Source organism: Nonomuraea rubra (assembly GCF_014207985.1).
Classification (GTDB): Bacteria; Actinomycetota; Actinomycetes; order Streptosporangiales; family Streptosporangiaceae; genus Nonomuraea; species Nonomuraea rubra.
This window is the reverse complement of sequence record NZ_JACHMI010000001.1, coordinates 5,828,874-5,853,168: the sequence shown is the minus strand read 5'-3', so window position 1 is coordinate 5,853,168 and position 24,295 is coordinate 5,828,874. Positions and strand designations below refer to the sequence as shown.

Sequence of the window (24,295 nt, the reverse complement as noted above, 5' to 3'; positions counted from 1 at the left end):
GAAAACAAATCTACGATCTGTTTTCATAGACACACACTGTCGGAAGGGAGTACGCGGACATGCGTGCCATCATCATCGGAGCAGGGATCGCCGGACTCGCCGCGGCGCTGCGGCTGCACCAGGCGGGCTGGGACACCTTGGTGGTCGAGCGGGCCCCGGCGCGGCGCGGTGGCGGCTACGGGGTGACGTTCGGCGGGATCGGTTATGACGGGGCCGAGCGGATGGGTGTCCTGCCGGAGCTGAAGCGGCGTGCGTTCGTGACGCGCGAGCTGGTCTACCGCAAGACCAGCGGCGAGCGCCGCTTCGCGCTCAGCGGCGAGACGATCGCGGCCACCATGGGCAAGAAGTCGTTCAACATCCTGCGCGGCGACATCGAGGCGGTGCTGTACGAGGCCGTCGAGGAACACACGACGATCCGGTTCGGCACCACCATCACCGCCGTCGAGCAGCACGCGAACGCGGTGCACGTCACCCTCAGCGACGGCACCACCGAGGACGCCGACCTGCTCATCGGCGCCGACGGGCTGCACTCGGCGACGCGCGCGCTGGTCTTCGGCCCGGAAGAGGCCTACCGGCTCGACATGGGGCACCGGGTCGCGGTCTACATGCTGAAGCAGCGGCCGGAGGGGCTGCCCGCGGAGACGACCGGCTCGATCAGCTCGGGCGGCCGCACGTTCGCGATGATGAGCGTCGGCGACGGCCGCACCGCCGCGTTCTTCGGCTACCGCACCGATGGCGGCCGGGCGGGCACCTCGCTGGAGGAGCTGCGCGAGGTCTACGGCGACATGGGCTGGCTCGTCCCCCACGCTCTGGAAGGACTGAAGTCGGCCGACTCGGTCTACTTCGACACCATCAGCCAGATGGTGGTCGACCGGTGGAGCCGGGGCAGAGTCGTGCTGCTCGGCGACGCCGCGTGGTGCGTGACTCTGTTCGCCGGCTACGGCTCCTCGCTGGCCGTCGGCGGCGCCGACCGGCTCGGCGCCGCCCTGGAGCGCCACGGCGGCGACGTTCTGGCCGCGCTGGCGGAATGGGAGACCGAGCTGCGGCCGGAGGCGGAGAAGAAGCAGAAGCTCGGCCGCCGGGTCAAGGGTGTCTACGCCCCGCGCAACCCCCTGGTGCTGGAGCTGACCCAGCTTCCGCTGCGGCTATCGTCGTGGGGGCCGGTGCGCCGGATGGTCGAGCGCAAGTTCCAGCTGGCGGGTTGAGAGGGGTGGCGATGCGCGTACTGGTCATGGGCGGCACCCACCACGTCGGACGTGCCGTGGTGGAGGTCGCGCTGCGGCGCGGCGACACCGTCACCACCCTCAATCGCGGGCAGTCGCGCCCGCCCGCGCCGGGCGTCGAAGCGCTGGTCGCCGATCGCACCGACCCAGGTGCGGTACGGCAGGCGCTCGGCGGCCGTTCGTGGGATGCCGTGATCGACACCTGGGCCTGGGCGCCGAGCGTAGTCCGCGACAGTGCCCAGCTGCTGGCCGGCCGGGCGGAGCACTACGGTTACGTCTCCAGCCGCGCCGTCTACGCCTGGCCCTGGCCGGCCGGAGCCGACGAGAGCGCGCCGCTCGTGGCCGGTGATCCCGGCAGCCAGGACGCCACCGACTACGCCGCGGCCAAGCGTGGCGGCGAGCTGGCCGTGGCCGAGGCGTTCGGCGAGCATGCCCTGCTGGCCAGGGCGGGCATGATCCTCGGCCCGTACGAGGATGTCGGGCGGATCCCCTGGTGGCTGCGGCGGCTCGAACGCGGCGGGCCCGTGCTCGCCCCGGGACCGGCCGACGCGGCCCTGCAGTACATCGACGCGATCGACCTGGCGGCCTGGATGCTGACGGCGGCCGAACGCGGCACCGGCGGGGCGTTCAACCTCGCCGGACCGGCCGGGCACACCACGATCGGCGAGCTGCTCGCCACGGCTTCGCAGGTGATCGGATCCGAGGCCGAGCTGGTGTGGGCGCCCGCGGAGCTGCTGGAGCGGGAGAACTTCCCGCTCGGCATGGAGTTCGGGCTGCGCTACCCCGGCAACCCCTGCCCGACGGGCCTGCACGACGCCGGCGTCTCCGCCGCGCTGGCGGCCGGGCTCACCCTCCGGCCTCTCCGCGACACCCTGGCCGACACCTGGGCCTGGCTGCAGCGCGAAGGCGACCCCGCCCCGCGGCCGGACACCCCGTCCCCGGCCCAGTGGTTCGACCCGGCCCAGGAGCAGCACGTTCTGACCCTGGTCCGTTCTCGTCGCGGAACGTGAAAACATTTGATCGATATGTTTCGACCATCGGAAGGTGCACCTCATGCCTCCCGCCTTCTCGGCCGCGGAGAAGACGCGCATCACGCGGCTGCTCCTGGACAACGGCCTGCGGTTGTTCACCACCCAGGGGCTGCGCAAGACCTCCCTGGAAGACCTGGTCGCCGGGACCGGGATCGCCAAGAGCACCTTCTACGTCTTCTTCGACTCCAAGGAGGCGCTCTACCTGGAGCTGATGCTCGCCCAGATGGCCGAGGTCAAGAGCAGGGTCATCGACGGTGCGCTGCGCAAGGAGCCCGACACCCGCGCCGGACTGCGCGCCTTCCTGCACGCCACGCTCGCCGAGCTGGACGGCAATCCCCTCTACGGCAGGCTGATGACCCACCCCGAGGAGATGGAGGCCGTGGTCAGGAAGCTGGATCCGGAGCGGGTGACCTCCGCCCCGGACAACCCGGTCACCGCGCTCGCGGCCTACCTCACCGAGCAGAGCGACGACCTCGCCGGCGACGACCCGGAGGTGATCGTCGGCATCCTGCAGGCCGTTCTCATGATGCCGCTGCACCGCGACCGGCTGGCCAGTCCCGACCTGTACCCGAAGATCCTCGACCGGCTCATCGACATCATCGCCACCGGCCTCACCCGTCCGGAGCGGTAACGAGGCGGCCAGGGGGCGCACGCCCGCGGCGGCAACCGGTCGTGCGACGAGATGATGCCCTTCCCGTCAGCAGACCGGCAGGATCAGGACGGAGGGCCGGCTGGGATCGTGGTGAATCTGCTGGTCGGCTGTGCGCATCGCGCTCGCGCTGGCAGGTGGCTCGCCGGTGCCGAGGTTGCGGTCCCAGCGCGGATACGCCGCGCTGGCGACCTGTACCCGGATGCGGTGGCCGCGTTTGATCCGGTGGGCCACCGGCGCCAGCTCGATCTCGAGCATCCCGTCGATCGGCCGGTCGGCGGCGAACCGGCGCAGCGCATCGGAGACGTGCGTGATCGTGCCCGAGGGCGCCACGTCGCTGACGCGCACGTAGAAGTCGGTGTGCGCCAGGCTGGAGGTCACGTGCAGCTCGGCGGAGGGGATGCCGATGATCTCCAGATCGGCCGGCAACGGCTCGCCGGTGTAGGTCAGAACGTCGTCACGCCCGGCCAGCACGCTCTCCCCGGTCTTGCGCGAGATGCCGATCATGCGGGACATCCCGGCCACCGCCGGGGTCGGGTCGGCGGGGTCAAAGCGGTAACGGTCGGGCGCGGAGCCAGCGGGCAGATCGCCTCCCAGACCGCCGTTCACGTGCAGGTAGAAGCGCTGCGGTCGTGCCTCGGCGGGCGGGTAGGCCGGCAGGTCGCGCCACTCCTCGGCGCCTCTGACGTAGATACGAACCGGCGCTGTGCGCAGCCCGTTCCGGTCCTTCAGCAGGTGGGCGCGGAGCCAGGTGAGGCTCTCCCGCAGGGCCGTCATCGACAGCTCGGCGTCCCAGTGCCGCCACGGCCCGATGGTGAGGTACGGCTCGCGCCCCGCCTTCCGCAGTGCCTGGTAATCGCGGACCAGGCCGGGCAGCGCGAAGTCGTCCCAGCCGCTGACCAGGTGGTTCGGGGCGGTCACCGCGGGGATCGCCTGGCTGTGATCGCCGCGCGACCACCACGGGTCATCGGCGTCGGGATGCGCCAGCCAGTCCCGCCAGTGGGGGGCCACGGCGCCGATGGCGACGGTGTCGGCCTCGGTGAGCGGGAGGAGGCGAGCGGCCCGCGCCCGCCTCTTGCCGCCCAACGCCACGGCGGACAGGTAGACGGGCAGCGGCTTCTCCTGGTTGGCCACCATGCTGATCCAGCCGAGGAAGAGCTCAAGAGCCAGTGCGCCGCCCGGATAGACCAGGTCGTAGGCGTTGGACCCGATCAGCGAGGTGCTCATGGCCCGCAGCTCGGGCCCGGCTCCGGCGGCGATCGCCCACTGCGTGAAGCCGTTGTAACTCTGTCCCACAGTGCCCAGCTCGCCGGTGAACCACGGCTGCCGGCGCAACCACTCCAGGACGGCCAGGCCGTCGTCGCGCTCGGAGACCAACGGGGTGAGTGTCCCTCCGGACCCGCAGGTCCCCCGGCCGCTGACGACCACCACGTGGAAGCCGCGTTCGGCGACCAGACGGCTCACCATGGCGCCCTTGGTCCTGTCGGTGTACACCGAGCGGATCAGCACGGTCGGCCGGTCGCCGAGCCCTTGGGGAGCGTAGTGATCGGCCAGCAGCACGACGCCGTCCGGCATCGGGACAGGCAGGTCCTTCTCAATGGTCACGTTCTCGGTCTCGGCCGGAGCCAGTTTCGCCCTGTTGGCCAGCACCCTGGCGGCGATGCTCATGACAGATGTTCCTTTCCTGGCAGAGGCGCAGCGTTCACCGCGAGCCGCGCTGTGGCCCGCGTTCGTCCCGCACGGCGTCCCACGCCTCCAGGGCGCGCTCGTCGGCGAACACTCCGCGGGTGAAGATCTCGATGCCGGCGCGGGAGAAACGCAGCAACGTCCGCATGTCGTGCACGTCGGCCACGCCCAGCGAGCGCGCCAGATGTTCGCCGAACGCCAGCGGCGCCAGCAGCCACGTCACGTACATCGCGGCCCGTGCGGGCGGGTCGTCGCTGGGCTGCACCCAGCCCTCGCGCACGCCCTGCTCCAGCCATTGACCGGTGTAGGCGACGATCTCGTCGAACAGCGCCGCCGCCTCCGGGGTGCTGTCCAGGAACGCCCGTCCCAGGTAGCGTCGTACGGCTGTGCCCGCCTCCAGCATGGCGGCCAGTCCTGCCGTGTCGCCCAGGTCGGCGTCCGGAGTGTCGCGCACCAGCGAGATCACGTAGTCGTCGCATGCCTTGCGCAGGCCCTCCTTGGTGCCGAAGTGGTGCAGTACCAGGGCGTGCGAGACGCCGGCCCGCTGGGCCACCGCGCGAAGGCTCACCCCGCCGACTCCTTCGGCGCCGAACAGCTCCAGCGCCGCGTTCCTGATCCGGGCGCGTGCGGTCAAATCATCCTCGGCTGATCGCATGGACAGTATGCTAACCAAATGGTCAATACAAAAGAAAGCCGGTGCCGCCGGCTGTGATCATGCCGGGTCGCACCGCGTCACGGTCGCGCTATACACGTTGCCTGGCAGCACGTACGCATGCACGTCTTCTTGCGGACCCCTCCATGCTCGGCTCCCCGCCCCAGTCGAGCGTCCGGAACCGCCACCGGTGCCTCGTGCCCGATCCCCCCGAACACGTGCAGCTTCCAGCGGGGCTGCAGCGCAACCAGGTGAATCCCCGGGAGAGCGCGGACGTTCGGCGGGCCGGCGAGCAGTGCCGGCCTCCGGGCGTCTGCCACCACGCACGCGGGTGGACATCAGCCACCTGCGCCCGGCACGGGCCGGCTTGTTCTGGCCGCGCGCCGCGCTGCGCTACGGTATGGCTCGGAGTGCCGGGAAGTCTGGTCGGCGACGTCTACGGCCGCGCGACCGAACGGAGACTCCGCGATGGATGACGACGTTGCCAGCTTGTCCGGCAACCCGCAGCGCCGGGCGATCGCATGATGCGGCGCCACCCGGCTGTGCCGGGCCGCGGCCGGCATCCCGCCGTGGTCATCACGGCCGGGTTCGGCTTGGCAGTGCTGATCGGAACGCTACTGCTCGGCACCCCGCTGGCCACAACAGAAGGCGACAGCTCTCACTGGCTCACGGCTCTGTTCACCGCCACCTCCGCAGTCTGCGTGACCGGCCTGGTCGTGGTCGACACCGAGACGCACTGGTCGGTGTTCGGTGAGGTAGTGATCGTCCTGCTCATCCAGGTCGGTGGGCTGGGCATCATGACGCTGGCCACGCTCATCCTGGTCATCGTCTCCGGCCGGGTCGGCCTGCGGGCCAGGCTGTCCGCCCAGCTGGAGACCAAGTCCGTGGTCGCGGCCGACCTGCGTCACGTGCTGCGCAAAGTGGTGACGTTCAGCCTGATCTGCGAGGTGGCCATCGCCGCAGTCCTCGCCGTACGGTTCATCACCGGGTACGGCGAGCCGCTGGGCCGGGCTGTCTACCTCGGTGTCTTTCACGGGGTATCGGCGTTCAACAACGCCGGCTTCGCGCTCTGGCCGGACAACCTGATGCGCTTCGTCACCGACCCGTGGATCTGCCTCACCATCGCCCTGGCGGTCATCGTCGGCGGCCTCGGCTATCCGGTGGTCTTCGAACTGCTGCGCACCTGGCGGTACCCGCGGCGCTGGTCCGTCCTGACCCGCATCACCGTCGGCGTGAGCGCGTTACTCCTTGCCGCGGGCACCCTCACGTTCCTGATGACGGAGTGGCGCAATCCGGCCACGATGGGCCCCCTGGACGACTCCGGCAAGCTGCTGGCCGCCTTCTTCGCCGCCGTCATGCCACGCTCCGGTGGCTTCAACACCCTCGACATCGGCCAGATGTACCCCTCCTCCTGGCTGGTCACGGACGTCCTGATGTTCATCGGCGGCGGCAGCGCCGGAACCGCGGGCGGCATCAAGGTCACCACGTTCGGCTTCCTGCTCTTCATCATCTGGTCCGAACTGCGCGGCGAGCATCAGGTCAACATCGGCCATCGGCGGCTGCCCTCCGCGACGCAACGGCAGGCATTGTCCATCAGCCTGCTCGGCGTCATCCTGGTCGCGATCTCCACCTGGCTGCTGCTCATCATCACACCACACAGCCTCGACCAGGTGCTGTTCGAGGCGATCTCGGCCTTCGCCACCAACGGCCTGTCCACCGGCATCACCGCCCACACCTCGCTGGCCGGACACGTGCTGCTCAGTGTGCTGATGTTCATCGGCCGCATCGGCCCGCTCACCCTGGGCTCGGCGCTCGCGCTGAAACAACGCACCCGCCGCTACGAACTACCGGAGGAAAAAGTGATCGTTGGCTGACACAGGGACCCCGGCGGCTTGGCGCGCACCGGAGGCCGGTCGAGGCATACGCTGCACGAAAGCCGCCGCAGGCGCCATGGGCGGGGGCGAGCAGCACGGTTCAGACGGTTGTTGATACGTTGTCGGTAGGTGTGCCGGGAAGTCTGGTCGGCGAGTTCCTGTCGTCGTTCCCGAGCGAGGCTTCCTGATGCGTGCGCGCGATCTGATTACGACCCTGCCGACCGTTACCCCGGACACGTCCATAGCGGCGGCGGCACGTCTGCTGGCCCAGCAGCGGTTGCCTGGCTTGATCGTGGTCGACGAGCAAGGGCTGCCCTTGAGCGTCCTGCCCGGCACGCAGGTGCTGCGCCTGGCGGTGCCGGACTACTGCCAGGAAGATCCGGCGCTGGCGCGGGTGGTGGACGAGGAGCACGCCGACCGCTTCCTGCGGTCGGTAGCCGACCGTACTGTCCGCGACGCGCTGCCGCCACGGCCTCGCGAGCTCCCCATCACCGATCCCGATGCCACGCTGCTCGAGGTGGCGGCGTTAATGGCCCGCACGCACAGCCCTCTGGTGGCCGTGGTGGACGACGGAGAACTCATCGGCGCCGTGACCCTCCAGGCGCTGCTGGACCGGGCGGTGTCCGAGTGACGGTCACCGCATGGGTGGCGGTGGCGGTCTTCCTCGGCGCGTACGCGCTGATCGCCAGCGAGAAGATCCACCGCGTCGCGGCGGCGCTCGGCGGGGCCGGGATCATGCTGCTGATCCACGCCACCGACGCCGAAGCCGCGTTCTTCTCCGAAGAGACCGGCATCGACTGGAACGTCATCTTCCTGCTGCTCGGCATGATGGTGATCGTCGGCGTGCTGAAACAGACCGGCGTCTTCGAATTCCTGGCGATCTGGGCCGCCAAGCGCGCCAGGGGACGGCCGTACCGGCTGATGGTGCTGCTGGTCGTGATCACCGCGCTGGCCTCGGCGCTGCTGGACAATGTCACCACCGTGCTGCTGATCGCCCCGGTGACGTTCCTGGTGTGCGAGCGGCTGGCGCTGCCCGCGGCGCCGTTCCTCATCGCCGAAGCGCTGGCCTCGAACATCGGCGGCGCCGCCACCCTGGTCGGCGACCCGCCGAACATCATCATCGCCAGCCGGGGCGGGCTGAGCTTCAACGACTTCCTCGTGCACATGGCGCCGATGGTCATCGTGCTCATGATCGTATATATCGGCATGTGCCGCTTCCTGTTCCGCAGGTTCTTCGTCTACGACCCGGTACGGGCGGCGGAGGTCATGGCGCTGAACGAGCGGGAGGCCATCGCCGACCGGCGGCTGCTGTGGCAGTCGCTGGCCGTGCTGGTGCTGGTCATGGCGGCGTTCGTGCTGCATCCGGTGCTGCACTACGAGCCGTCGGTGGTCGCCGTGCTGGGCGCCGGCGTGCTGGTGGCCGCGACCCGCGTCACCGCCGAGGAGGCGATCCGCGAGGTCGAGTGGCCGACACTGGTGTTCTTCGCCGGACTGTTCGTCATGGTCGGGTCCCTGGTGGAGACGGGAGTGATCCCGCAGATCTCGAAGGCGGCGGCCGAGGCCACCCAGGGGCAGATGGGCTTCGCCACGATGCTGCTGCTGTGGGCGTCAGGCGGGTTGTCGGCGATCGTGGACAACATCCCGTACGTGGCCACCATGAGCCCCATCGTCGCCGAGCTCGTCCAGGCCAACGGCGGCAACGAGCACGCCCAGGTGCTGTGGTGGGCCCTGGCCTTCGGGGCCGACCTCGGCGGCAACGCCACGGCGGTGGGCGCGGCGGCCAACGTGGTCGTGCTGGGCATCGCCGCCCGCAACGGCACCCCGATCAGCTTCTGGCAGTTCACCCGGTACGGCCTGGTCGTGACCGTGGTGACGATCGCGTTGTGCGTGCCGTACCTGTGGCTGCGCTATCTGTGAGGCCGTGTTCCTCGGCTCCGGCGCCCGGTCCCGATCCCGGCTCTGATACCGGGGTCGGTACTGCCGTCCAGCTCGCCATCGAAGGAGCGTGAGATCGTTGACCGACATCGAGCAGCAGGACACGGTCGTGGTCATCGGACTGGGTCGCTTCGGCAGTGCACTCGCACTGGAGCTGACCCGGCGTGGCACCGAGGTGCTGGCCATCGATCACCGGCCCAAGCTGGTACAGAGCTATACCGGACAGATCACCCAGGTCGCCGTCGCCGACTCCACCGACCTGGACGCGCTCCAACGGCTCGGAGTCCCCGACTTCCGCCGCGCGGTGTGCGCCATCGGCAGCGACATCCAGGCCAGCATCCTCACCGCCTCGCTCTTGGTGGAGCTCGAGATCGACGACATCTGGGCCAAGGCCGTCAGCAAGCAGCACGGCGAGATCTTGCGCCGCGTCGGCGTCCGGCATGTCGTCTTCCCTGAACACGACATGGGCGAGCGCGTCGCTCGCCTGGTCAGCGGCCGGCTGCTCGATTACATGGAGGTCGACGAGAACTTCGCGATGGCCAAGATCCGTCCTCCCAGGGACTTCGTCGGCATCGCGCTCGGCGACTCCAGTCTGCGCAGCAGATACGGCCTCACGATCGTGGCAGTCAAACGCCCGGACGAGGAGTTCACCTATGCCACCGCGGACACCGAACTCGCCTACGACGACATGATCATTGTCTCCGGTCCGCCCGACCGCATCGAACGCTTCGCCGAACTACCCTGACCTCTCGACTGCTGCTTACCAGCCAGGCCAACCGAGCCGCTGCCTCAGCTCAGCAGAGACGCCCCTGCCGTGAGGCACGTGCCATGCCGGCTTCGCGCATAACCCACACGGATGAAACCGTGCCGTTGTTGCCGCCGCCGATGAACGTCAGCAGGTCGGTGGCCGGCCAACTCATGGGGTCCATGCACACAGGCCGGTGAGTGCCCCCTTGAGACCCGCTGGCCGGCCGACCTCTCCGGCCCGCGTGGGGGGCCCAGGCCGAGCTCAGCTGGGCAGATCGAGGAAACAGCGGAAATCCTGGCGCTCCTCCTGTCGAAGGTGGCTGAGCTCAAGCACCCGAAGGGTGTCATCGGCTCGTAAGATTTGCGCGAGCCGCATGGGCCTATCCTCACGACGTGGCAGGAATTCGAGTGACGGCCGCCATCGCGGCGACCGTGCTGTTAACCTCGTGCGGTGCCTCCGGCGAGGCAGGTCGCGAGGGTACGCCGCCGCCGGCCACCGCAACGCCGGCCGCCCCCGCTCCCGAAGCGGCGCCGTCCAGCGAGGAACGCGTTCCAGACGTCTTGCGGTTCACCGCCACCACGCTGGACGGGCAGAAGTTCGACGGCGCGAGTCTGGCGGGCAAGCCGGTCGTGTTCTGGTTCTGGGCCCCGTGGTGCCCCAAGTGCCAGTCGGAGGCCCCCGCCGTCAAGGCGGCCGCGAAGAAGCACCCGGACGTCGCCTTCGTGGGTGTCGCCGGCCTGGACAGCCAAGCGGCGATGAAGGACTTCGTACGGCGTACCGGGACCGGCACGTTCATGCAGTTGTCGGATGAGCAGGGCGCGGTGTGGACGCGGCTCCAGGTCAGCCAGCAGTCCACGTTCGTGTTCGTGAAACCGGACGGGTCGACCAGGAAGGCCTCGGGACCGCTCGGCTCCGATGACTTGGAGCGCCATGTCGCCGACCTGCGTGCCGCGTAGCGCCCTGACGGGGCAGGCCCATGACCGGTGAGCTGCCGCTGGCGCTGGCCGTGAGCGCGGGTCTGGTGGCGGCCTTCAATCCCTGCGGGTTCGCGCTGCTGCCGGCGTACCTGACGATGTTGGTAGCCGACGGCAGGTCGGCGGGAAGCGGCCCGGTGGCACGGGCGTTGCTGCTCGGAGCGGCCATGACGGCGGGCTTCGTCACGGTATTCGGGGTGTTCGGGCTGGTGGTGACGCCTCTGGCGGTGTCGGTCGGCCGATACCTGCCGTGGGCGACGATCCTGATCGGGCTGGCCCTGACCGGGCTGGGAATATGGCTGCTCACCGGCCGGGAGTTGCTGATCCGCACGCCCCGGCTGAGTACCGGCAGGCCTGCCGCCTCGTTCGCTTCGCTGTACGGATACGGTCTGAGCTACGCCGTGGCCTCCCTGTCGTGCACCATCGGCCCGTTCCTGGCGGTGACCTCCGCCGCGCTGGCCGCCCGCGGCATCGCGGGCGGTTTCATCGTCTTCGTCGCCTACGGGATCGGCATGGGCCTGGTCGTGGCCGCGTTGTCGCTTGTGGTGGCGTTGGCCGGATCGACGGTCATCGCCCGGACGAGGGCGGTTCTCCCCTACGTGTCGCGGGTCAGCGGTGTGCTGCTGGTCCTGGCCGGCCTGTACGTCGCCTACTACGGCTGGTACGAGCTGCGCATCTATGCGGGCACCACCACCGGCGACGCGCTCATTGACGCCGCGGGCATGGTGCAGGGCACCATCGTCCGGTGGCTGGAGTCCCTCGGCGCGGTTGGGATCGTGGTCGCGATCGCGGTCCTGGCCACGATCGCCGCGGTCGGCGGCCTGAGGCGGCACCGCCGGCGCTGAGCCCTGACACTGTGGGGCTGTTCAGGCCTCGGGTGGGTCAGGGGAGGTCAGCGGATTCGGCCAGCCGACGTCGGTACGGGTTCGGCCGGCGCCGCTACGTGTCTGCCTCGTCTCAGCACGAGCGATCCCGCCACTCCTGCGGTGGTTCCCACGCCCAGGATCCAGGCCGCGGTCGTGTTGCTCACTTCCAGGAGCTTCGGCGCAGAGGCGAGCAGGACCAGCGCGAGCAGGGCCCGGATGAGCCCGCTCGGCGCCGGGGAGGAGATGCGCGCGCCGAGGTACACCCCGGGGATCGAGCCGAGGACGACTGACATGGGGGCCGGCGTCCGGAGCGATCCCGCGCGCACCCCCGAAGGGGATTGCCGGCTCGCGCGCGAGCGCACCCGGCGCGCCTGGACGCGTACAACCAGCCACTTCTGCCCGCGCACGTTCCGCCGCCCACCGGCCCGGCATCGCGCTGACGCAGGCCGTCCGCATCACGTCCCGCGCGGCGCCGCCTGGCGAGGGCCCGCGATACGGCGCGGCCCGGTCAGGGCGATGAGCAGGAGTATCAACGCACCGCTCAGCAGCACGGCGCCCCCGATGTGGCCCTGCGCCCATCGCAGATGCCAGCGTTGCCAATCACCGGGCACGGATTGCGACGCCCATGCGCTGAAGGCCCCGTTCACGGGGTGCACCACAGCGAGCCACAGCACGAACGCAGCGGCCACCAGGACCACGGCGAGGAATGTCAGGCGGAACCGGTTCGTCCGCCGCTCTCCGGCGGACAACGCGACGGCGACGACGATGGCCAGCACCTCTATCAGGCCGCTCGCGTTCGAGAGATGCGGATACAGGTCACTGTTCAGGCGCGCACGGAGCTCGGTGTCAAAGGCCAGTTCGACGGGCATCTGGAGCAGCCGGACGAAGGTCAGGCCGAGAGTGATCACGACGAGGCCGACCGCGGCGGCCCAGAGCGCGCGCAGCCACCACGACACAACCGTGATCCCTTCTGCTCACCCAGACCGTCTTGGACTCACGCGCACCGGCGGCAGCCCGCTTGACCATTTCAACCGAAATGTCCCGTCGCACCAAGAAACCGTTGCACACTGCAATCGATCTGTGATGCAGTCCCCTGTCCGAGGCCGACCGGGAGCTCATCCGCACGGTCAGGCCGGCGAGCCTGCGGGAGATGCCCATGGCCCAGGACGCGGTACAGCGGGCCGCCATCGCCCGAGTGCGTGGGATCAGCCAGGAGATCGCAAGCCGGCACCGCACCCTACAGGCAGGTACGCGACGTCGCCGCGAAGCTGGAAATCAAGCTGCCGGTGACCCACCGCCCAGCAACAGGCCTGGTGAGCGACATCTCCGCCACGTCCGGCGCCGCCCGAGCAGGCCAGCGCCGCGGTGCTCATCATCAGCGCCTGCTGGAGAGCACCGGCGCAGCAGGATGCAAGGCAGTGGAGCCCTGGACAACGATTGCACTGTGCAATAGATTGCCGGAGGCGACTCAACGTCGGAGAGCGTCATGCAGGGACAGGGACCCGGGTGCGTCCGCGAAACTCGATGCAGGACACACATCGTGTGATCGGGCATGCCCGGTTCCGCCCATGACTGCAGATGCGAACCGCCGCGCACGGCGACACACCTTGCCGCCCAGAGGAATCAGGCAGGTCAGTCATGCCACGCACCAGGCAGGCTGAACGCCACGGGCACACTCGGATCGCCAGGCTGGACGCAACCATGCAGCAGCTCGACGCCCGCGTGGACGTCGAGGGCGCGGAACCCGGCAAGGTCAGTGCCGACCGGCCGCGACGCCTGACCGCCCGCGTACCCGCTCTCTGAGGACAAGGATGGAACAGCCCCGCACGGCACCCTTGCCATCGTCTCGCCTGCGTGCCTGGGAACGCAGGACCGACCCCGTTCTGCTCGGCGTCGGCATCCTCTTCCTGGCCGGCTGGGCGCTGCCCATCGTGCTGCCCCAGCTGCCGGAGAACACCGACCGCTGGCTCGAGGGCATCCAGCAGACCGCCTGGGCGCTGTTCGCCGCCGACTACGCCATCAGGGTGTGGCTGTCCGACCGGCGCCGGCACTTCATCGCCACGCATATTCCGTCGTTGCTGGTCGTTCTGCTGCCGCTGCTACGGCCCTTGGCGGTGCTGCGCTCGCTGCTGCTTCTGACCGCGCTGATGCGCCGGGTCACGCTCCCGCTGCGCATGCGGGTCACCGTGTACGTCAGCGGCTGGGCCTGCTTCCTGGCCCTGGTCGGCGCCATCGCCGTGCTGGACGCCGAACGCCGCTCCGCCGACCCCACCATCGTCACCCTGTCCGACGCCCTGTGGTGGTCACTCACGACGATGACGACCGTTGGTTACGGGGACCTCTATCCGACCACGCTGGAGGGCAGGCTCATCGCAGCGACGTTGATGCTGTCGGGCATCGCCTTGCTCGGTGTGGTCACCGCCTCCATCGCCGCCTGGTTCGTCGAACGCTTCCAGCAGACCTCGGCCGCGGAGAGCCGCAACGAGGCCGACCTCCGGCTCGTCCTGGCCGAGCTCAGGAAGGTGCGCGCCCGGCTCGACGAGCTCGCCGAGCGTCGTGATGACGGCCCGGGCACTACTGCCGGGAGCGGGTGAGCTCGATGAGAGCGTCTGCCATGGACGGGAGCAGCTCGACGTCCTCGGCCGCGTGACCGGGCAGGACCCCGCCATCGATGACGATCAGCCGCCCGCCGGCGGCCCTGGCGTGCTGGGAGGCCGACGAGAGAAGATCGCAGCCGCACCCGTCGATCGCCGTCAGGAAGGTGAGGTCCATGATCAGCAACGGCGGGATCCGGCTCACCAGCGCCTTGACCACGTACTGCTTGAGGATCACGCAGGCCACGGTGTCGAGCCGCCCGGTCAGGGACAGCAGGACAACGTTGCCGTGCCGGTCGAGCTGGATGTCGAAGTCGGGATCGTCCGGGGGAATGTCCAGGTCTGCGGGATCCATGTTGTACGTCCCTGGTCCGAAGGCGCGCTTCTACAGCGCCGACCAGACTTCCCGGCTCACCCTGAGGCGACCTTAGCAGTCCGTTGCCGTGTGCAACGTTCACAGCGCAAACTTCGTTGCACTATGCAAGGATATTTGTGCGGCGGTCTACCACTGGAGGGCACATGGGGTTCGGTGGCACTGGATGAGGTCACAGTGGGCGCTGCGCTGGCTGCCATTCCTGGTCATGGTTCCCGTCGCACTGATCGATCTCCTCGCCGGACCCTCGTTAGGCTTTCTTCCCCTGCTCACGCTGGGGCCGAGCTTCGGCTCGGTGTACGGCAGCGTCCGGCGCACCGCGCTGATCGGCGTGGTCGCGCTCACCATCTGCATCCCCTTGGCGTACTACAACGGCTCGCTGCTCAAGTGGCAGAACAACCTCACCATCGCCACGATCGTCAGCGCCACCGGCGCGAGCATGCTGGTCAGTCACCTGCGGCTGAAACGCGAGCGCGAACTCGCCAACGTCCGCCTGGTCGCCGAGGCCGCGCAGCGCGTGCTGCTGCGCCCGGTCCCGCGCAAGGCCGCCGACCTGCAAGTGGCCCTCTCCTACACCTCCGCGGCGGCCGAGGCGAGGATCGGCGGCGATCTCTACGAGGTCGTCACCACCCCGTACGGCGTCCGGCTGCTCATCGGGGACGTCCAGGGCAAGGGGCTCGACGCGGTCGAGACCGCCGCATGGGTTCTCGGCGCCTTCCGCGAGGCCGCCTATGACGAACCCGAGCTCGACGACGTGAGCGAGCGGCTGGAGTCCAGCCTGGCCCGGCATCTGAGCGGGGAGAAGTTCGTCACCGCGATCATCGCCGAAGTACGGGACAGCGAGATCGTCCTGCTCAACCACGGCCATCCGCCACCCTTCCTGATCGCCCTCGGCGGGAAGTCCTGCACCGTCGAACCGCCGGACGAAGGCCTGCCCCTGGGCCTCGGCCCGCTCGGCGCAGGCCGCCCCAAGGCGCACCGAGTTCCCTTCCGGGAAGGCGACCAGATCCTCTTGTACACCGACGGCGTGGTGGAGGCCCGGGACGACAGCGGCGACTTCTATCCTCTGTCCGACCGCGTTCATCTGCTGCGGGCGAGCGAGCCTCAGGAAGCCCTCGACGCCCTGCGTGCCGACCTCGTCGGCCACACCGGTGGACCGCTGCTGGATGACGCGGCGATGCTGCTGCTACGCAGGAACGGCAGTTGAGCGAAGTCATGGACCGCCCAGATGTGCCCTCCGCTTCGCGACCTGACAGGGCTCGGGTGGGCTAGGCCCGATGCAGCAGGAGGCAGCTAGAGCTGGACAGCGCCGCCGAATTGCCGGCCATCGTCCATGAGCTCGCCATCACGACATGGAGCTACTCACCGCGCCGCTGTAGGGGCGTCTGCGACCCACGCCGGCTGAGCCACGGCACACCGGTCTCCATCCTCACAACGCCGGGATGTCGGCGTGCCCGGACACCTCCTTCTCATCGGCGGCCTCCGCGAACGCCGTCAGCGCCGCCACAACGGCGACGTGCTGCTCCTGTGAGAGTTGAGCAAGAATCTGCGCCAGATCGGCCCTGCGTTTCTTGGTCACGCCGTCCACCAGCGCGCGCCCCTCGCTGGTCAACGAGATCCGGATCGTGCGCCTGTCACTGGGCAGGCGGCTGCGCCGCACCAGCCGCTTGGCCACCAGGCGGTCGCACATGCGGGTGGCCGTCGACCGGTTCACGTCCAGGGCTTCCGCCAGGTCGATGAGTCGTTGCGGACCCCGCGCCGCCATGAGGACGAGTGCACGATACTGCGGCAGTGTCACATCTCCACCCGCCGCGGCGATCGAGCGAGCTGCGACCCCTACCAAGGCCCGGCTGGCTGTCAGCACCGCCTCCACTACGGGGTCGTCCTCGGATAGTGCTCCAACGAGCCTGTCGTTCACACTCCGCCCTTCATCACGCCACACATGGTCATCCGGAGAATTTAGACGTGCGAACCACCGCTCCTGGATTCATCGAACGCACCTGATGAGTACTGTGATCCGGGCATCGACGGAGATCGACCTGAAGGACGCCGCGTGGCGCGAGCGCCCCAAGGAGACCAGGAACAAGGAGCCGGATCGGGAGCCGGTGGCCCGGCTGGTAGGCGAGATCACCGACCATCTCGGCTACGACAAGCACCAGCGCGGTGCCGGCGAGACGGGCAACAGCCGCAACGGTGCCCGCTCCAGGACCGTCGTCGCCGACGTCGGCCCGGTGGAGATCAGCGTGCCGCGGGACCGGGATGGCAGCGTCGGGCCGGCGATGCCGCCCATCTTCCAAGGTCTGCCGATGACGGAACCGCGACATCGGCAGACCCCGGACGAGCCCCCGAGCTGATGGCCGTCTACTGGAAGCACCACGTCCTGCCGCGCCGCGAGCCGACCCGCCATGCTTAGCCAGTGGACGGCAGTTCGACGACGCCGAGGAGTGACAGCAGCGCAAGTACCGCCACGACGGCCAGGATGGCCCAGGCGACAGGGTTGCCGAGGTTGAGCGTCCATCGGCTGCCGACGCGTTGGTGGACGAGGACCGCGGGGTCATGGCGATTGGCGTAGATGGTTCCGGCCAGATGCCAGTGCCGGTCGTCGTCGCGTTGCACGTAGCCGGAGCCGGATTCCCCACGCAGCGACGGGAGGCGGTGGCCTGCCTCGCCGACACGGACGCCGAAGAGCAGGAACGCGGCCGCGATGGCGAGTGTGGGCGCCCAGGTTGCCGCCGCTACCAGAGGCGAGGGCGTGAGGAGACCCCACTGCTGCAGGGCCAGCAGGAGCAGGGTGAGGTCAACGCAGGCCACGCCGGCCAGCAGGATGGTGGCGATGCCACGCAGGTAGACGCGGTAGCGCCGGGCCGAGCTCGCCGGCTGCTCGGCGTCCGTCTCCGGTCGGGCGCGGACGATGGCCACCAGCAGCAGCGGGACGAGGATGGTGAGCGCCGTCTGGGACAACACGGGGGCGAACGCGGTCATCGGGCTGGTGGGGACGCGGTTGTGGACGTCGATGCCGAGCCCGCGCAGGGTGGCCAGGGTGCTGGGCAGGCTGCTGTATCGGCCGAGCCCGATGGCGGCGGTAGCGGCCAGCACGATGAGCGAGGGAAGCAGCAGCGCCCATGGCGGGCGTACGGGATCGGTACGCCAGGTGGTGTCGGCGGTGACGGCCTGCCGGGTGCCGCCGTACCAGTTGCCGCGCCGCTTGGTGGCGCGGACCGCACGATGCGCGGCCGCATAGAGCACGGCGTCGGCGACGCCGAGGAGCACGCCGGCGACCGCGAGCACATCCGGGTCGCCGGTCAGTACGACGGCGAAAGCCGACAGCAGGGCGGCCAGCGCGCCGAGAAGCACCACCGCGCGTGCGTACCGGCGGCGCTGCGCGGTGATCGCCGGATCGGCTGTCCGGCCGGCCGGCACCCGTACCCCGAAGGGCAAGGTGGGCCGGGCCAGCATCGGTAACGTCCAGGCGGCGACGGTGAGCAGCGCGGTCTGGGCGATGCAGGTGAGGGCGAGCATGGTCATGCCGGGGTCTCCTTCGCGGTCCGTTCGGTGTGGAACGAGGCAAGGAGGTCGCCGCTTCGCCGCAGCACCTCGTCGGGGGCCAGGCCATGCACCGTGGCCTCGGCGAGGAGCGTGCGTAGCCGCGCCTGCCAGTCGTCGGCGTAGCCGGGCTGCGGCGGCCCGGAGCCCGGGTCTCGGCGGACCACGGCTCCGCTTTTGCGGTTGATGCGGATGATCCCCTGTTGGCGCAGCAGATCGTACGCCTTGTTGACGGTGTGGAAGTTGATCGCCAGATCGGCGGCCAACTGCCTGGTGGAAGGCAGCGCCGCGCCCTCCACCAGGTCCCCGTCTGCGATGGCCTCTACCACCCGATCGCGGATCTGCTGGTAAATCGGCACCTCGCTGTCGAGGTCGATCGTCAGAAGCACGTCCCAATGCTATCTGATATAGATGTTGTATAACAGATGGAGAAGCACGGCTGTCGCGACCCCGGATCCATCCCCGTGCCGCCCCGACCCCGCCACATCGAGGGCAGGCCCGGCGACCTGCTCATCAGCACCACCGATGCCAGCGAACTGGCAGACGCCGTCTCTCAAGCACGGCGATGACACCCGAGATCCGTCGGAGAGGACCAGAACATGCGTTCCATCAGTGACCAGTACGTCGCGGATGCACGGCAGGGCCCCAGCGGCATCCGCCGACGCGAGCTGACAGCCTTCCTGATCCTCGCCTTCACGATCCCGTGGCTGCTGTGGCTGGTGCGGGCGCTCACCGGCATCGACCTCGTCGCGGCCGGCGGAATGCTCGGCGTCGGCGTCGCCACGTTCGTGACCGTGCGCTGGGTCCGCCGGCCCGGCGACATCCCGCGCGACACCGCCATGGCGCCGCTGCGCCCCACGGGCCGGCTGGTGCGTTTCTGCCTGATCGGGCTGGCCGCCCCGCCTGCGTTCGCGTTCCTGGCCGTGGCAATCGGCGCCCTGGCCGGGGTGTATCCGATCGACCTGACCGGCTTCTCCGGGTTGCGCGCTGTTTACGCGCCGGAGACCGCCGGGCAGGACGGCGTGCCCGTCGGAACGATCCTGTCCGCCCTGGCCGTCAACCTCGGGATGTCAGTCCTGGCGCTGCCGCTGTTCTTCTGCGAGGAATGGGCCTGGCGGGGCTTCCTGCTGCCCCGGCTGCGGCCACTCGGCCTGTGGCCGGCGCTGCTGCTCGGCGGCCTGATCTGGGGGCTGTGGCACCTGCCCGGATTCGTGGGCACCGGCACCGCCCACCGGCTGGTCCCCTTCCTGGTGACCGTCGTGCTCTTCAACGTGCTGCTCGGCTGGCTGCGGCTGGCCTCCGGGCTCATCTGGCCCTGCGTGATCGCCCACGCCGCCAACAACACACTGGTCAACGCCTTCGTCCAGGTGCTGTTCGCCGCCGACGACCGCCAGGCGCTCAGCAACCCCTGGACCCTTGGGCTCGGTGGATGGCCCGGCTGGCTCGTCATGCTCGCGGTCATCGCCGCCCTCGTGGCCGGCGACGCGTTTCGCCGCGCGGCTGCGCGCGAGCCCGTGCCGGCGCGCATGAGGGCGCGTCCCCGCCGGCTACGCCGCATGGTGACGGGCGTCTTCACCGTCGTCCTGGTGGCCGCCCTGACCGGCGCGGCCGTCCAACACTCACTCGCGCCCACGGACCCGCGGCGTTACGCCATCCCGGGCCGCTTGGTCGACCTGGGCTCGCACCACCTGCACCTGCGCTGCCTGGGGACCCAGGGCCCGACGGTGGTCTTCGCGTCCGGATGGGGCGACTCCTCCACGACCTGGGCGGATCTCCAAGCCGCCCTCGCCACCTCGGGGCGGCGCTCCTGCGCCTACGACCGCGCCGGCTATGCCTGGAGCAGCCCTGGAACCGGCGACCAGGACGTCACCGCACAGGCAGACGACCTCGCCGCACTGCTGTCCCGCGCGGGCGAATCGGGACCCTTCGTCTTCGTGGGGCACTCCTGGGGTGGACACGTCGCGCGGCTCTTCCACGCCCGATGGCCCGAGCGCGTCGCCGGCATGGTGCTGCTGGACCCAGCCGACGAACACACCATGAAGGATCTCGCCACCCCGGCGGCGATCCAGGCCGGAGTGTGGTCCGCGGCGGCCGCTGTGGGCCTGCTGCGTACGGGAGACTGGATGGTCGACCCGCGCGAACCCCGGCTCACCCGCGACAACGTTCCCGTGGTGTTCGGCCCGGCCACCTGGGAGGCAGCCGCTGCGGAGATGCGCACCTACGACGCCAGCACCCGCGCCGTCCGCGAGCAGCCCCGGACCGCCGGATCGTGGGGCTCGCTGCCCGTGATCGTTCTCAGCGCCCGCGGTGACCAGCCGACCATCACCCACCACAGCCAAATCGCGGCCCTGTCGACACGCGGGCGCCACATCGTCGCCTCCACTGACGACCACTACCTGCACCTGGCCGACCCGGCACTGGTTCTCCACCACATTCGCGGGATTGCCCGGCAGAAGGCGTGCCATCAGACGGGCGGCGAGCCGGCCGCCGCCCTGTTGCGGCGCGCCCAGGAGGAGGGCGGCGTACGGCCGACGACGACCGCGACGTGCTGATTGACGTGATGGCCGAACCGGTGGCCTGGCGCGTCTCCGGCCGGATGCACGGGCACGCTCGGCTTCCTCAGGACGTCTACCGGAGACAGGACTGTATCGGCCGTCACGATGATCATGGTCGCGGCCCCGTTCGTCAGCGGCTCTGCCGGCCGCAGCGGTGTTCGCCACGTGGCAGCGCAGCAGATCCGCGCCGATGAGGACGATCCAGCCGGAGCCGGTCAGCAGCGGGAGGTGTTCGAGCAGGCCCGCGGGGGCCGGCCGCCGGATCGCGAGCGTGTCCAGGCGGTAGGCGATGCCGGCCGCGATGGCGAAGACGATGACGAGGGCACCGGCCGGCCCGGGAGCGGACCGCCCATCGGCCGCTCGTTTCGCCCAGCCGCGCTCGCGAGCAGGATCGGCCCCCACGTGGCGACGAGCAGGCTCGACATGGTGCCGGTGGCGGGCCGCCGTGGTCAGCGCGGTACGTCCGCCGGCCGAGACCCCCACGACCGCAGCGACGCGGGCGATGCCTAGAACCTGGCACAGCTCGGCGGCGGCATCGCTACGACGGCGACGCGCTCGGCATGAGCTGGGGAAGTGGACGCCATGGTGTCTCCTCGCGTCACGGGGAAGGTCGTTCCCGCCGGCGGATCTTGCGGGTGACGCTGCCGTACCAGGCCGGGACCTCCCGCTCGTCGTCGAACCAGCGGGCCACCACGATGTCGGTGGAGGAGTGCAGCAGGATCGACAGCACGATGGTCACGGCGACGAGCTGGAACACGGGCACGGCGGCGGCGATGCCGGAGCCCAGCACCAGCAGCCCGTAGACGACGGAGGCGAACCCCTTGGGCCCGAACCAGGCCACCGCCGCCTGCTCGCGCACGCCCAGCCCGGAGCGCAGGAACGACAGCCAGATCGCGATGGGCCGGGCCACGATCAGCGCGAGCACCGCGAACAGCCACCCCTGCCAGCCGACCGAGCCGAGCAGCGCCGGGGTGATGAGCGCGCCGAACACCAGCAGCGCGGCCAGCTTGAACACCTCGGCGATCAGCTCGCCGAAGTGCTCGAACGACTCGCGCTGCCGCGGCCCGAACGTGGCCACGGTGATGCCGGCGGAGAACGCGGCCAGGAACAGGTTGCCGTGCGTGGCCTTGCCGAGTGCCAGCACGAGCAGGCCGATGGCCAGGGCGTTGAGCGGCTCGTACGGGGTGGAGGCGGCGAACCAGCGGGTCTGCTCCAGCTTGATCGCCACCCAGGGGATGGCGACTCCGATGACGATGCCGAGCCCCAGCTCCAGGCCCAGCTCGCCCAGATGGAGGTCGTCGGATCCGGCAGCGATGGCGAGGAAGAGGATGACGAACGGCAGCGCCAGGCCATCGTTGACGCCCGACTCGACGTTGAGCAGTTGCCGCAGCCGGGGCGGCACCTTCTCGTTGCCGACCAGCGCGGCGGCGAACACCGGGTCGGTGGGCGCGAGAATGGCGCCGATCAGCAGCGCCTCGATCCAGCCCAGCCCGAGCAGGTAGTGCGCCCCGATGGCGGTGATGGCCAGGGTCAGCGGCAGGCCCCAGCCGAGCGCCCGGCCGGGCAGCCGCCAGGCGCTGCGCAGCTCGGCCCAGCCGACCCGCATGCCGTCGGTGAACAGCACGGTGAACAGCGCCAGCTCCGCCAGCGTGGCCACCAGGTCGTCGCCGGGCCGCAGCGAGACGACACCGAGCACGCCGTCGCCCAGCACGAATCCCGCTACGAGGAACAGTGCGGCGGTGGACAGGATGGTGCGGTGGGCCAGGCTGGACAGCAGGACGGCCAGCAGCAGCACGCACGCGAACGCGGTCAGCAGCACGCCCATCAGGGGCGCCGCGGGGGGGTCGTCATGGAACGGCCTTCCAGTCGGAACAGCTTGCACGATCTTGCCGACCAGACTTCCCGGCACACCGCGCCCACCCTAACAGGGGGCGCCGTCACGACGACAGACGCCTCCTTGACGGGCGCCCCGCTACCGAGCCAAGGCGGCGGCCCCGGGAAGGCAGACCATCCCGCCTACCCGATGTCCCGGCGGCCGAGGGCGGTCAGCCCCAAGGCTGTGAAAACTCCCGCCACGACGGTGAGCGCGGCGGCGGTGGCAGGTCCGGGGTCGGCCAGGGCCGAGTAGTGGACGTGGGCGAAGGGCGAGAGCCGGAAGGCCTCGTCCGTGACCAGGCCGATCTCCCAGCCGAACTCCAGCGCCACCACCAGGCCGAATACCGCCCAGGCGGCGATCGCCCCGGCCCGGCCGAGCAGACCGTAGGCGGCGACCGTGACTCCGGTGAGGACCCAGACGGCCGGAAGCAGCGGCAGGGTGAGCGCGAGCAGGCCCCCCACGTCGCCGGAGCCAAGGCCGCACAGGAGGCCGACGACGGTCAGAAGGGCGGCGGGCACAGCGAGGGCGACCAGCAGGTGCCCGACGGCCCAGCGCAGCCGCCCGGTGGGCCCGGCCAGCACCGTCTCCGCGATGCCGCCCGCCTCCTCGTGCCACAGCCGGGACACGGCCAGCAGGGTGTACAGGGACACGGTGTACGCGCCGAACACGTAGATGACCAGTCCGTAGAACACCTGAGCGGGATCGGCCGCGGAGCCCATGCGGGCCGCCCACGCCGCCAGCCCAGTGCTGCCGCCGAACTCCTCCACCGCCTCCCGACCGCCGAACCCGAGCGCCAGCCCGAACAGCACCGCCGCGACCAGCCACGCGACCGCCGTGGCCCGCTGTGTCCGCCAGGCGAGCGCCAGCGGGGTGCGCAGCCACCCGGCCGCGGCGATCGGCCCCGCACGTTCGGGCAGCAGCCCGGCGCCCACGTCCCGCCTCCCGGCCAGCCGGTACGCCAGCGCGACCAGCACCGCCGCCAGGGCCGCGGCCAGGACGAAGACCCACCACCGCTCGCCGGCGAACGGCCGGGCGCGCAGCAGCCAGCCGGTCGGCACCGCCCAGCCGAGCCAGGGAGCGGCCACGTCGGACACGCCCCGCAGCAGGTACAGGGCGAAGAACAGGCCGAGCGTGCCGAGCCCGGCCGGCCGCGCGCCCGGCGTCACCTGTACGCCGACCGCCGCCATCCCGGCGGCCACCCATCCCCCGCAGGCCGCGATCAGGCCCCATGCCAGCGAGCCGGCGACCGGCATGCCCGCGCCCGCCAGCACGGCCGTGATCAGCACGGCCAGGAGCGCGTCCGCCACGAGGACCACCGCCAACGCGGCGGTCAGCGGCGCGTGCCTGCCGACCGGCGCGGCGCCGATCAGATCGCGCCGGCCGGCCTGCTCGTCCGAACGGGTGTGGCGGACCAGGAACAGCACGCTGCCGAGGGCGGCGAAGATCATGGTGGCGGCTGCACGCTGCTGCGCTGCGATCGCGCCCACGCTCAGGTCGTACGCCGGCCCCTGGATGAGCAGCACCGCAGGATTGGCAGCGATCTGCACGGCATACTCGCGGCGCGCTTCGACGGTCGGCATCAGGGTGCCGATCGTGCTGACGGTGCCGTACACGAAGGCCGCGATGAGCACCACCCACAGCGCCAGCCAGATCCGGTCGCGTCGCAGGATCAGCCGCACCAGCGCGCCCGTACCCGCCATCTCAGGCCCCGCCATC

At 70.3% G+C, this 24,295-nt stretch carries 24 protein-coding genes; 15 read left to right on the top strand and 9 right to left on the bottom strand.

Translation table 11 applies throughout. The features are described 5' to 3' along the window. Positions 1-59 precede the first annotated feature (59 nt). The 3 genes from HD593_RS26540 to HD593_RS26530 are packed head-to-tail and all read left to right on the top strand — an operon-like array spanning position 60 to position 2,885. Positions 60-1,205, top strand: coding sequence for an FAD-dependent oxidoreductase (locus HD593_RS26540; RefSeq protein WP_185104795.1), 1,146 nt, complete (start codon positions 60-62; stop codon positions 1,203-1,205). 11 nt (positions 1,206-1,216) lie between these two features. Then, positions 1,217-2,233: an NAD-dependent epimerase/dehydratase family protein gene (locus tag HD593_RS26535; protein WP_185104794.1), complete on the top strand. Its 1,017-nt coding sequence runs from the start codon at positions 1,217-1,219 to the stop codon at positions 2,231-2,233. A gap of 43 nt (positions 2,234-2,276) precedes the next feature. Further along, on the top strand, positions 2,277-2,885 hold the full coding sequence (locus HD593_RS26530) for a TetR/AcrR family transcriptional regulator (protein ID WP_185104793.1): 609 nt from the start codon (positions 2,277-2,279) through the stop codon (positions 2,883-2,885). A gap of 66 nt (positions 2,886-2,951) precedes the next feature. Here the strand turns inward: HD593_RS26530 and HD593_RS26525 are convergent, their stop codons facing one another. Together HD593_RS26525 and HD593_RS26520 are read right to left on the bottom strand one after the other, a co-directional pair. Next, positions 2,952-4,571, bottom strand: coding sequence for a CocE/NonD family hydrolase (locus HD593_RS26525; protein WP_185104792.1), 1,620 nt, complete (start codon positions 4,569-4,571; stop codon positions 2,952-2,954). 34 nt (positions 4,572-4,605) lie between these two features. Then, complete coding sequence (locus HD593_RS26520; protein ID WP_185104791.1) at positions 4,606-5,244, bottom strand: TetR/AcrR family transcriptional regulator; 639 nt, start codon at positions 5,242-5,244, stop codon at positions 4,606-4,608. 518 nt (positions 5,245-5,762) lie between these two features. Here HD593_RS26520 and HD593_RS26515 point away from each other — a divergent pair. The 6 genes from HD593_RS26515 (at position 5,763) to HD593_RS26490 (ending at position 11,617) form a co-directional block, all read left to right on the top strand. After that, a complete protein-coding gene (locus HD593_RS26515) occupies positions 5,763-7,115 on the top strand; it encodes a TrkH family potassium uptake protein (protein WP_185104790.1) in 1,353 nt (450 codons plus the stop codon). Between the two features lie 187 nt (positions 7,116-7,302). After that, positions 7,303-7,746, top strand: a complete 444-nt coding sequence (locus HD593_RS26510; protein WP_185104789.1) for a CBS domain-containing protein — start codon at positions 7,303-7,305, stop codon at positions 7,744-7,746. Next, complete coding sequence (locus HD593_RS26505) at positions 7,743-9,032, top strand: ArsB/NhaD family transporter (RefSeq protein WP_185104788.1); 1,290 nt, start codon at positions 7,743-7,745, stop codon at positions 9,030-9,032. The genes HD593_RS26510 and HD593_RS26505 overlap by 4 nt, the downstream gene beginning before the upstream one ends. 97 nt (positions 9,033-9,129) lie before the next feature. Next, positions 9,130-9,795 carry a potassium channel family protein gene (locus tag HD593_RS26500; RefSeq protein WP_221524974.1) on the top strand — a complete coding sequence of 222 codons (666 nt, stop codon included), beginning with the start codon at positions 9,130-9,132 and terminating at the stop codon, positions 9,793-9,795. Between the two features lie 395 nt (positions 9,796-10,190). Then, positions 10,191-10,754, top strand: a complete 564-nt coding sequence (locus tag HD593_RS26495) for a redoxin domain-containing protein (RefSeq protein ID WP_185104787.1) — start codon at positions 10,191-10,193, stop codon at positions 10,752-10,754. 20 nt (positions 10,755-10,774) lie between these two features. Continuing rightward, complete coding sequence (locus tag HD593_RS26490) at positions 10,775-11,617, top strand: cytochrome c biogenesis CcdA family protein (protein ID WP_185104786.1); 843 nt, start codon at positions 10,775-10,777, stop codon at positions 11,615-11,617. A 476-nt stretch (positions 11,618-12,093) separates the two neighbouring features. Here the strand turns inward: HD593_RS26490 and HD593_RS26485 are convergent, their stop codons facing one another. Next, on the bottom strand, positions 12,094-12,594 hold the full coding sequence (locus HD593_RS26485) for a hypothetical protein (protein WP_185104785.1): 501 nt from the start codon (positions 12,592-12,594) through the stop codon (positions 12,094-12,096). Between the two features lie 682 nt (positions 12,595-13,276). Here HD593_RS26485 and HD593_RS26480 point away from each other — a divergent pair. After that, positions 13,277-13,441: a hypothetical protein gene (locus tag HD593_RS26480; protein WP_185104784.1), complete on the top strand. Its 165-nt coding sequence runs from the start codon at positions 13,277-13,279 to the stop codon at positions 13,439-13,441. Positions 13,442-13,473: 32 nt separating this feature from the next. Next, positions 13,474-14,232, top strand: a complete 759-nt coding sequence (locus HD593_RS26475) for a potassium channel family protein (RefSeq protein ID WP_221524973.1) — start codon at positions 13,474-13,476, stop codon at positions 14,230-14,232. Here HD593_RS26475 and HD593_RS26470 read toward each other — a convergent pair. Then, entirely contained in the window at positions 14,213-14,587 is a 375-nt protein-coding gene (locus HD593_RS26470) for an STAS domain-containing protein (RefSeq protein ID WP_185104782.1), read from the bottom strand. The two genes, HD593_RS26475 and HD593_RS26470, sit on opposite strands and share 20 nt — an antisense overlap. Positions 14,588-14,771: 184 nt before the next feature. On the opposite strand from HD593_RS26470, the gene HD593_RS26465 reads away from it, so the two are divergent. After that, a complete protein-coding gene (locus HD593_RS26465) occupies positions 14,772-15,812 on the top strand; it encodes a PP2C family protein-serine/threonine phosphatase (RefSeq protein WP_185104781.1) in 1,041 nt (346 codons plus the stop codon). A gap of 222 nt (positions 15,813-16,034) precedes the next feature. On the opposite strand, the gene HD593_RS26460 is transcribed toward HD593_RS26465, so the two are convergent. Continuing rightward, complete coding sequence (locus HD593_RS26460) at positions 16,035-16,523, bottom strand: MarR family transcriptional regulator (protein ID WP_221524972.1); 489 nt, start codon at positions 16,521-16,523, stop codon at positions 16,035-16,037. A gap of 85 nt (positions 16,524-16,608) precedes the next feature. Here HD593_RS26460 and HD593_RS60410 point away from each other — a divergent pair, with 85 nt between their 5' ends. After that, positions 16,609-16,959: a transposase gene (locus tag HD593_RS60410; protein WP_221524971.1), complete on the top strand. Its 351-nt coding sequence runs from the start codon at positions 16,609-16,611 to the stop codon at positions 16,957-16,959. Positions 16,960-17,014: 55 nt separating this feature from the next. On the opposite strand, the gene HD593_RS26450 is transcribed toward HD593_RS60410, so the two are convergent. Together HD593_RS26450 and HD593_RS26445 are read right to left on the bottom strand one after the other, a co-directional pair. Next, complete coding sequence (locus HD593_RS26450) at positions 17,015-18,130, bottom strand: DUF1648 domain-containing protein (RefSeq protein WP_185104780.1); 1,116 nt, start codon at positions 18,128-18,130, stop codon at positions 17,015-17,017. Further along, a complete protein-coding gene (locus HD593_RS26445) occupies positions 18,127-18,537 on the bottom strand; it encodes a GntR family transcriptional regulator (RefSeq protein ID WP_185104779.1) in 411 nt (136 codons plus the stop codon). Before HD593_RS26445 ends, HD593_RS26450 begins: the two co-directional genes overlap by 4 nt. Before the next feature lie 210 nt (positions 18,538-18,747). On the opposite strand from HD593_RS26445, the gene HD593_RS26440 reads away from it, so the two are divergent. Further along, positions 18,748-20,700, top strand: a complete 1,953-nt coding sequence (locus HD593_RS26440; protein ID WP_185104778.1) for an alpha/beta fold hydrolase — start codon at positions 18,748-18,750, stop codon at positions 20,698-20,700. A gap of 108 nt (positions 20,701-20,808) precedes the next feature. Further along, positions 20,809-21,213: a hypothetical protein gene (locus HD593_RS26435; RefSeq protein ID WP_185104777.1), complete on the top strand. Its 405-nt coding sequence runs from the start codon at positions 20,809-20,811 to the stop codon at positions 21,211-21,213. A gap of 88 nt (positions 21,214-21,301) precedes the next feature. Here HD593_RS26435 and HD593_RS26430 read toward each other — a convergent pair whose 3' ends face one another. Both HD593_RS26430 and HD593_RS26425 read right to left on the bottom strand, forming a co-directional pair. Next, the gene (locus HD593_RS26430) at positions 21,302-22,528 is read right to left on the bottom strand and encodes a cation:proton antiporter (protein ID WP_185104776.1); all 1,227 of its coding nucleotides are present in this window, start codon (positions 22,526-22,528) and stop codon (positions 21,302-21,304) included. Positions 22,529-22,719: 191 nt separating this feature from the next. After that, complete coding sequence (locus HD593_RS26425) at positions 22,720-24,294, bottom strand: ABC transporter permease (protein WP_185104775.1); 1,575 nt, start codon at positions 24,292-24,294, stop codon at positions 22,720-22,722. Between the last annotated feature and the right edge of the window lies 1 nt (position 24,295).

Excerpts from the sequence above, each read along its gene's own strand:
- HD593_RS26470 (WP_185104782.1), bottom strand. The coding sequence starts at position 14,587 with ATGGATCCCGCAGACCTGGACATTCCCCCGGACGATCCCGACTTCGAC.
- HD593_RS26540 (WP_185104795.1), top strand. The coding sequence starts at position 60 with ATGCGTGCCATCATCATCGGAGCAGGGATCGCCGGACTCGCCGCGGCG.
- HD593_RS26510 (WP_185104789.1), top strand. The coding sequence starts at position 7,303 with ATGCGTGCGCGCGATCTGATTACGACCCTGCCGACCGTTACCCCGGAC.
- HD593_RS26515 (WP_185104790.1), top strand. The coding sequence starts at position 5,763 with ATGATGCGGCGCCACCCGGCTGTGCCGGGCCGCGGCCGGCATCCCGCC.
- HD593_RS26425 (WP_185104775.1), bottom strand. The coding sequence starts at position 24,294 with ATGGCGGGGCCTGAGATGGCGGGTACGGGCGCGCTGGTGCGGCTGATC.
- HD593_RS26520 (WP_185104791.1), bottom strand. The coding sequence starts at position 5,244 with ATGCGATCAGCCGAGGATGATTTGACCGCACGCGCCCGGATCAGGAAC.
- HD593_RS26430 (WP_185104776.1), bottom strand. The coding sequence starts at position 22,528 with ATGGGCGTGCTGCTGACCGCGTTCGCGTGCGTGCTGCTGCTGGCCGTC.
- HD593_RS26450 (WP_185104780.1), bottom strand. The coding sequence starts at position 18,130 with ATGACCATGCTCGCCCTCACCTGCATCGCCCAGACCGCGCTGCTCACC.
- HD593_RS60410 (WP_221524971.1), top strand. The coding sequence starts at position 16,609 with ATGAGTACTGTGATCCGGGCATCGACGGAGATCGACCTGAAGGACGCC.
- HD593_RS26435 (WP_185104777.1), top strand. The coding sequence starts at position 20,809 with ATGATCATGGTCGCGGCCCCGTTCGTCAGCGGCTCTGCCGGCCGCAGC.
- HD593_RS26525 (WP_185104792.1), bottom strand. The coding sequence starts at position 4,571 with ATGAGCATCGCCGCCAGGGTGCTGGCCAACAGGGCGAAACTGGCTCCG.
- HD593_RS26465 (WP_185104781.1), top strand. The coding sequence starts at position 14,772 with ATGAGGTCACAGTGGGCGCTGCGCTGGCTGCCATTCCTGGTCATGGTT.
- HD593_RS26440 (WP_185104778.1), top strand. The coding sequence starts at position 18,748 with ATGCGTTCCATCAGTGACCAGTACGTCGCGGATGCACGGCAGGGCCCC.
- HD593_RS26490 (WP_185104786.1), top strand. The coding sequence starts at position 10,775 with ATGACCGGTGAGCTGCCGCTGGCGCTGGCCGTGAGCGCGGGTCTGGTG.
- HD593_RS26530 (WP_185104793.1), top strand. The coding sequence starts at position 2,277 with ATGCCTCCCGCCTTCTCGGCCGCGGAGAAGACGCGCATCACGCGGCTG.
- HD593_RS26535 (WP_185104794.1), top strand. The coding sequence starts at position 1,217 with ATGCGCGTACTGGTCATGGGCGGCACCCACCACGTCGGACGTGCCGTG.
- HD593_RS26480 (WP_185104784.1), top strand. The coding sequence starts at position 13,277 with ATGCCACGCACCAGGCAGGCTGAACGCCACGGGCACACTCGGATCGCC.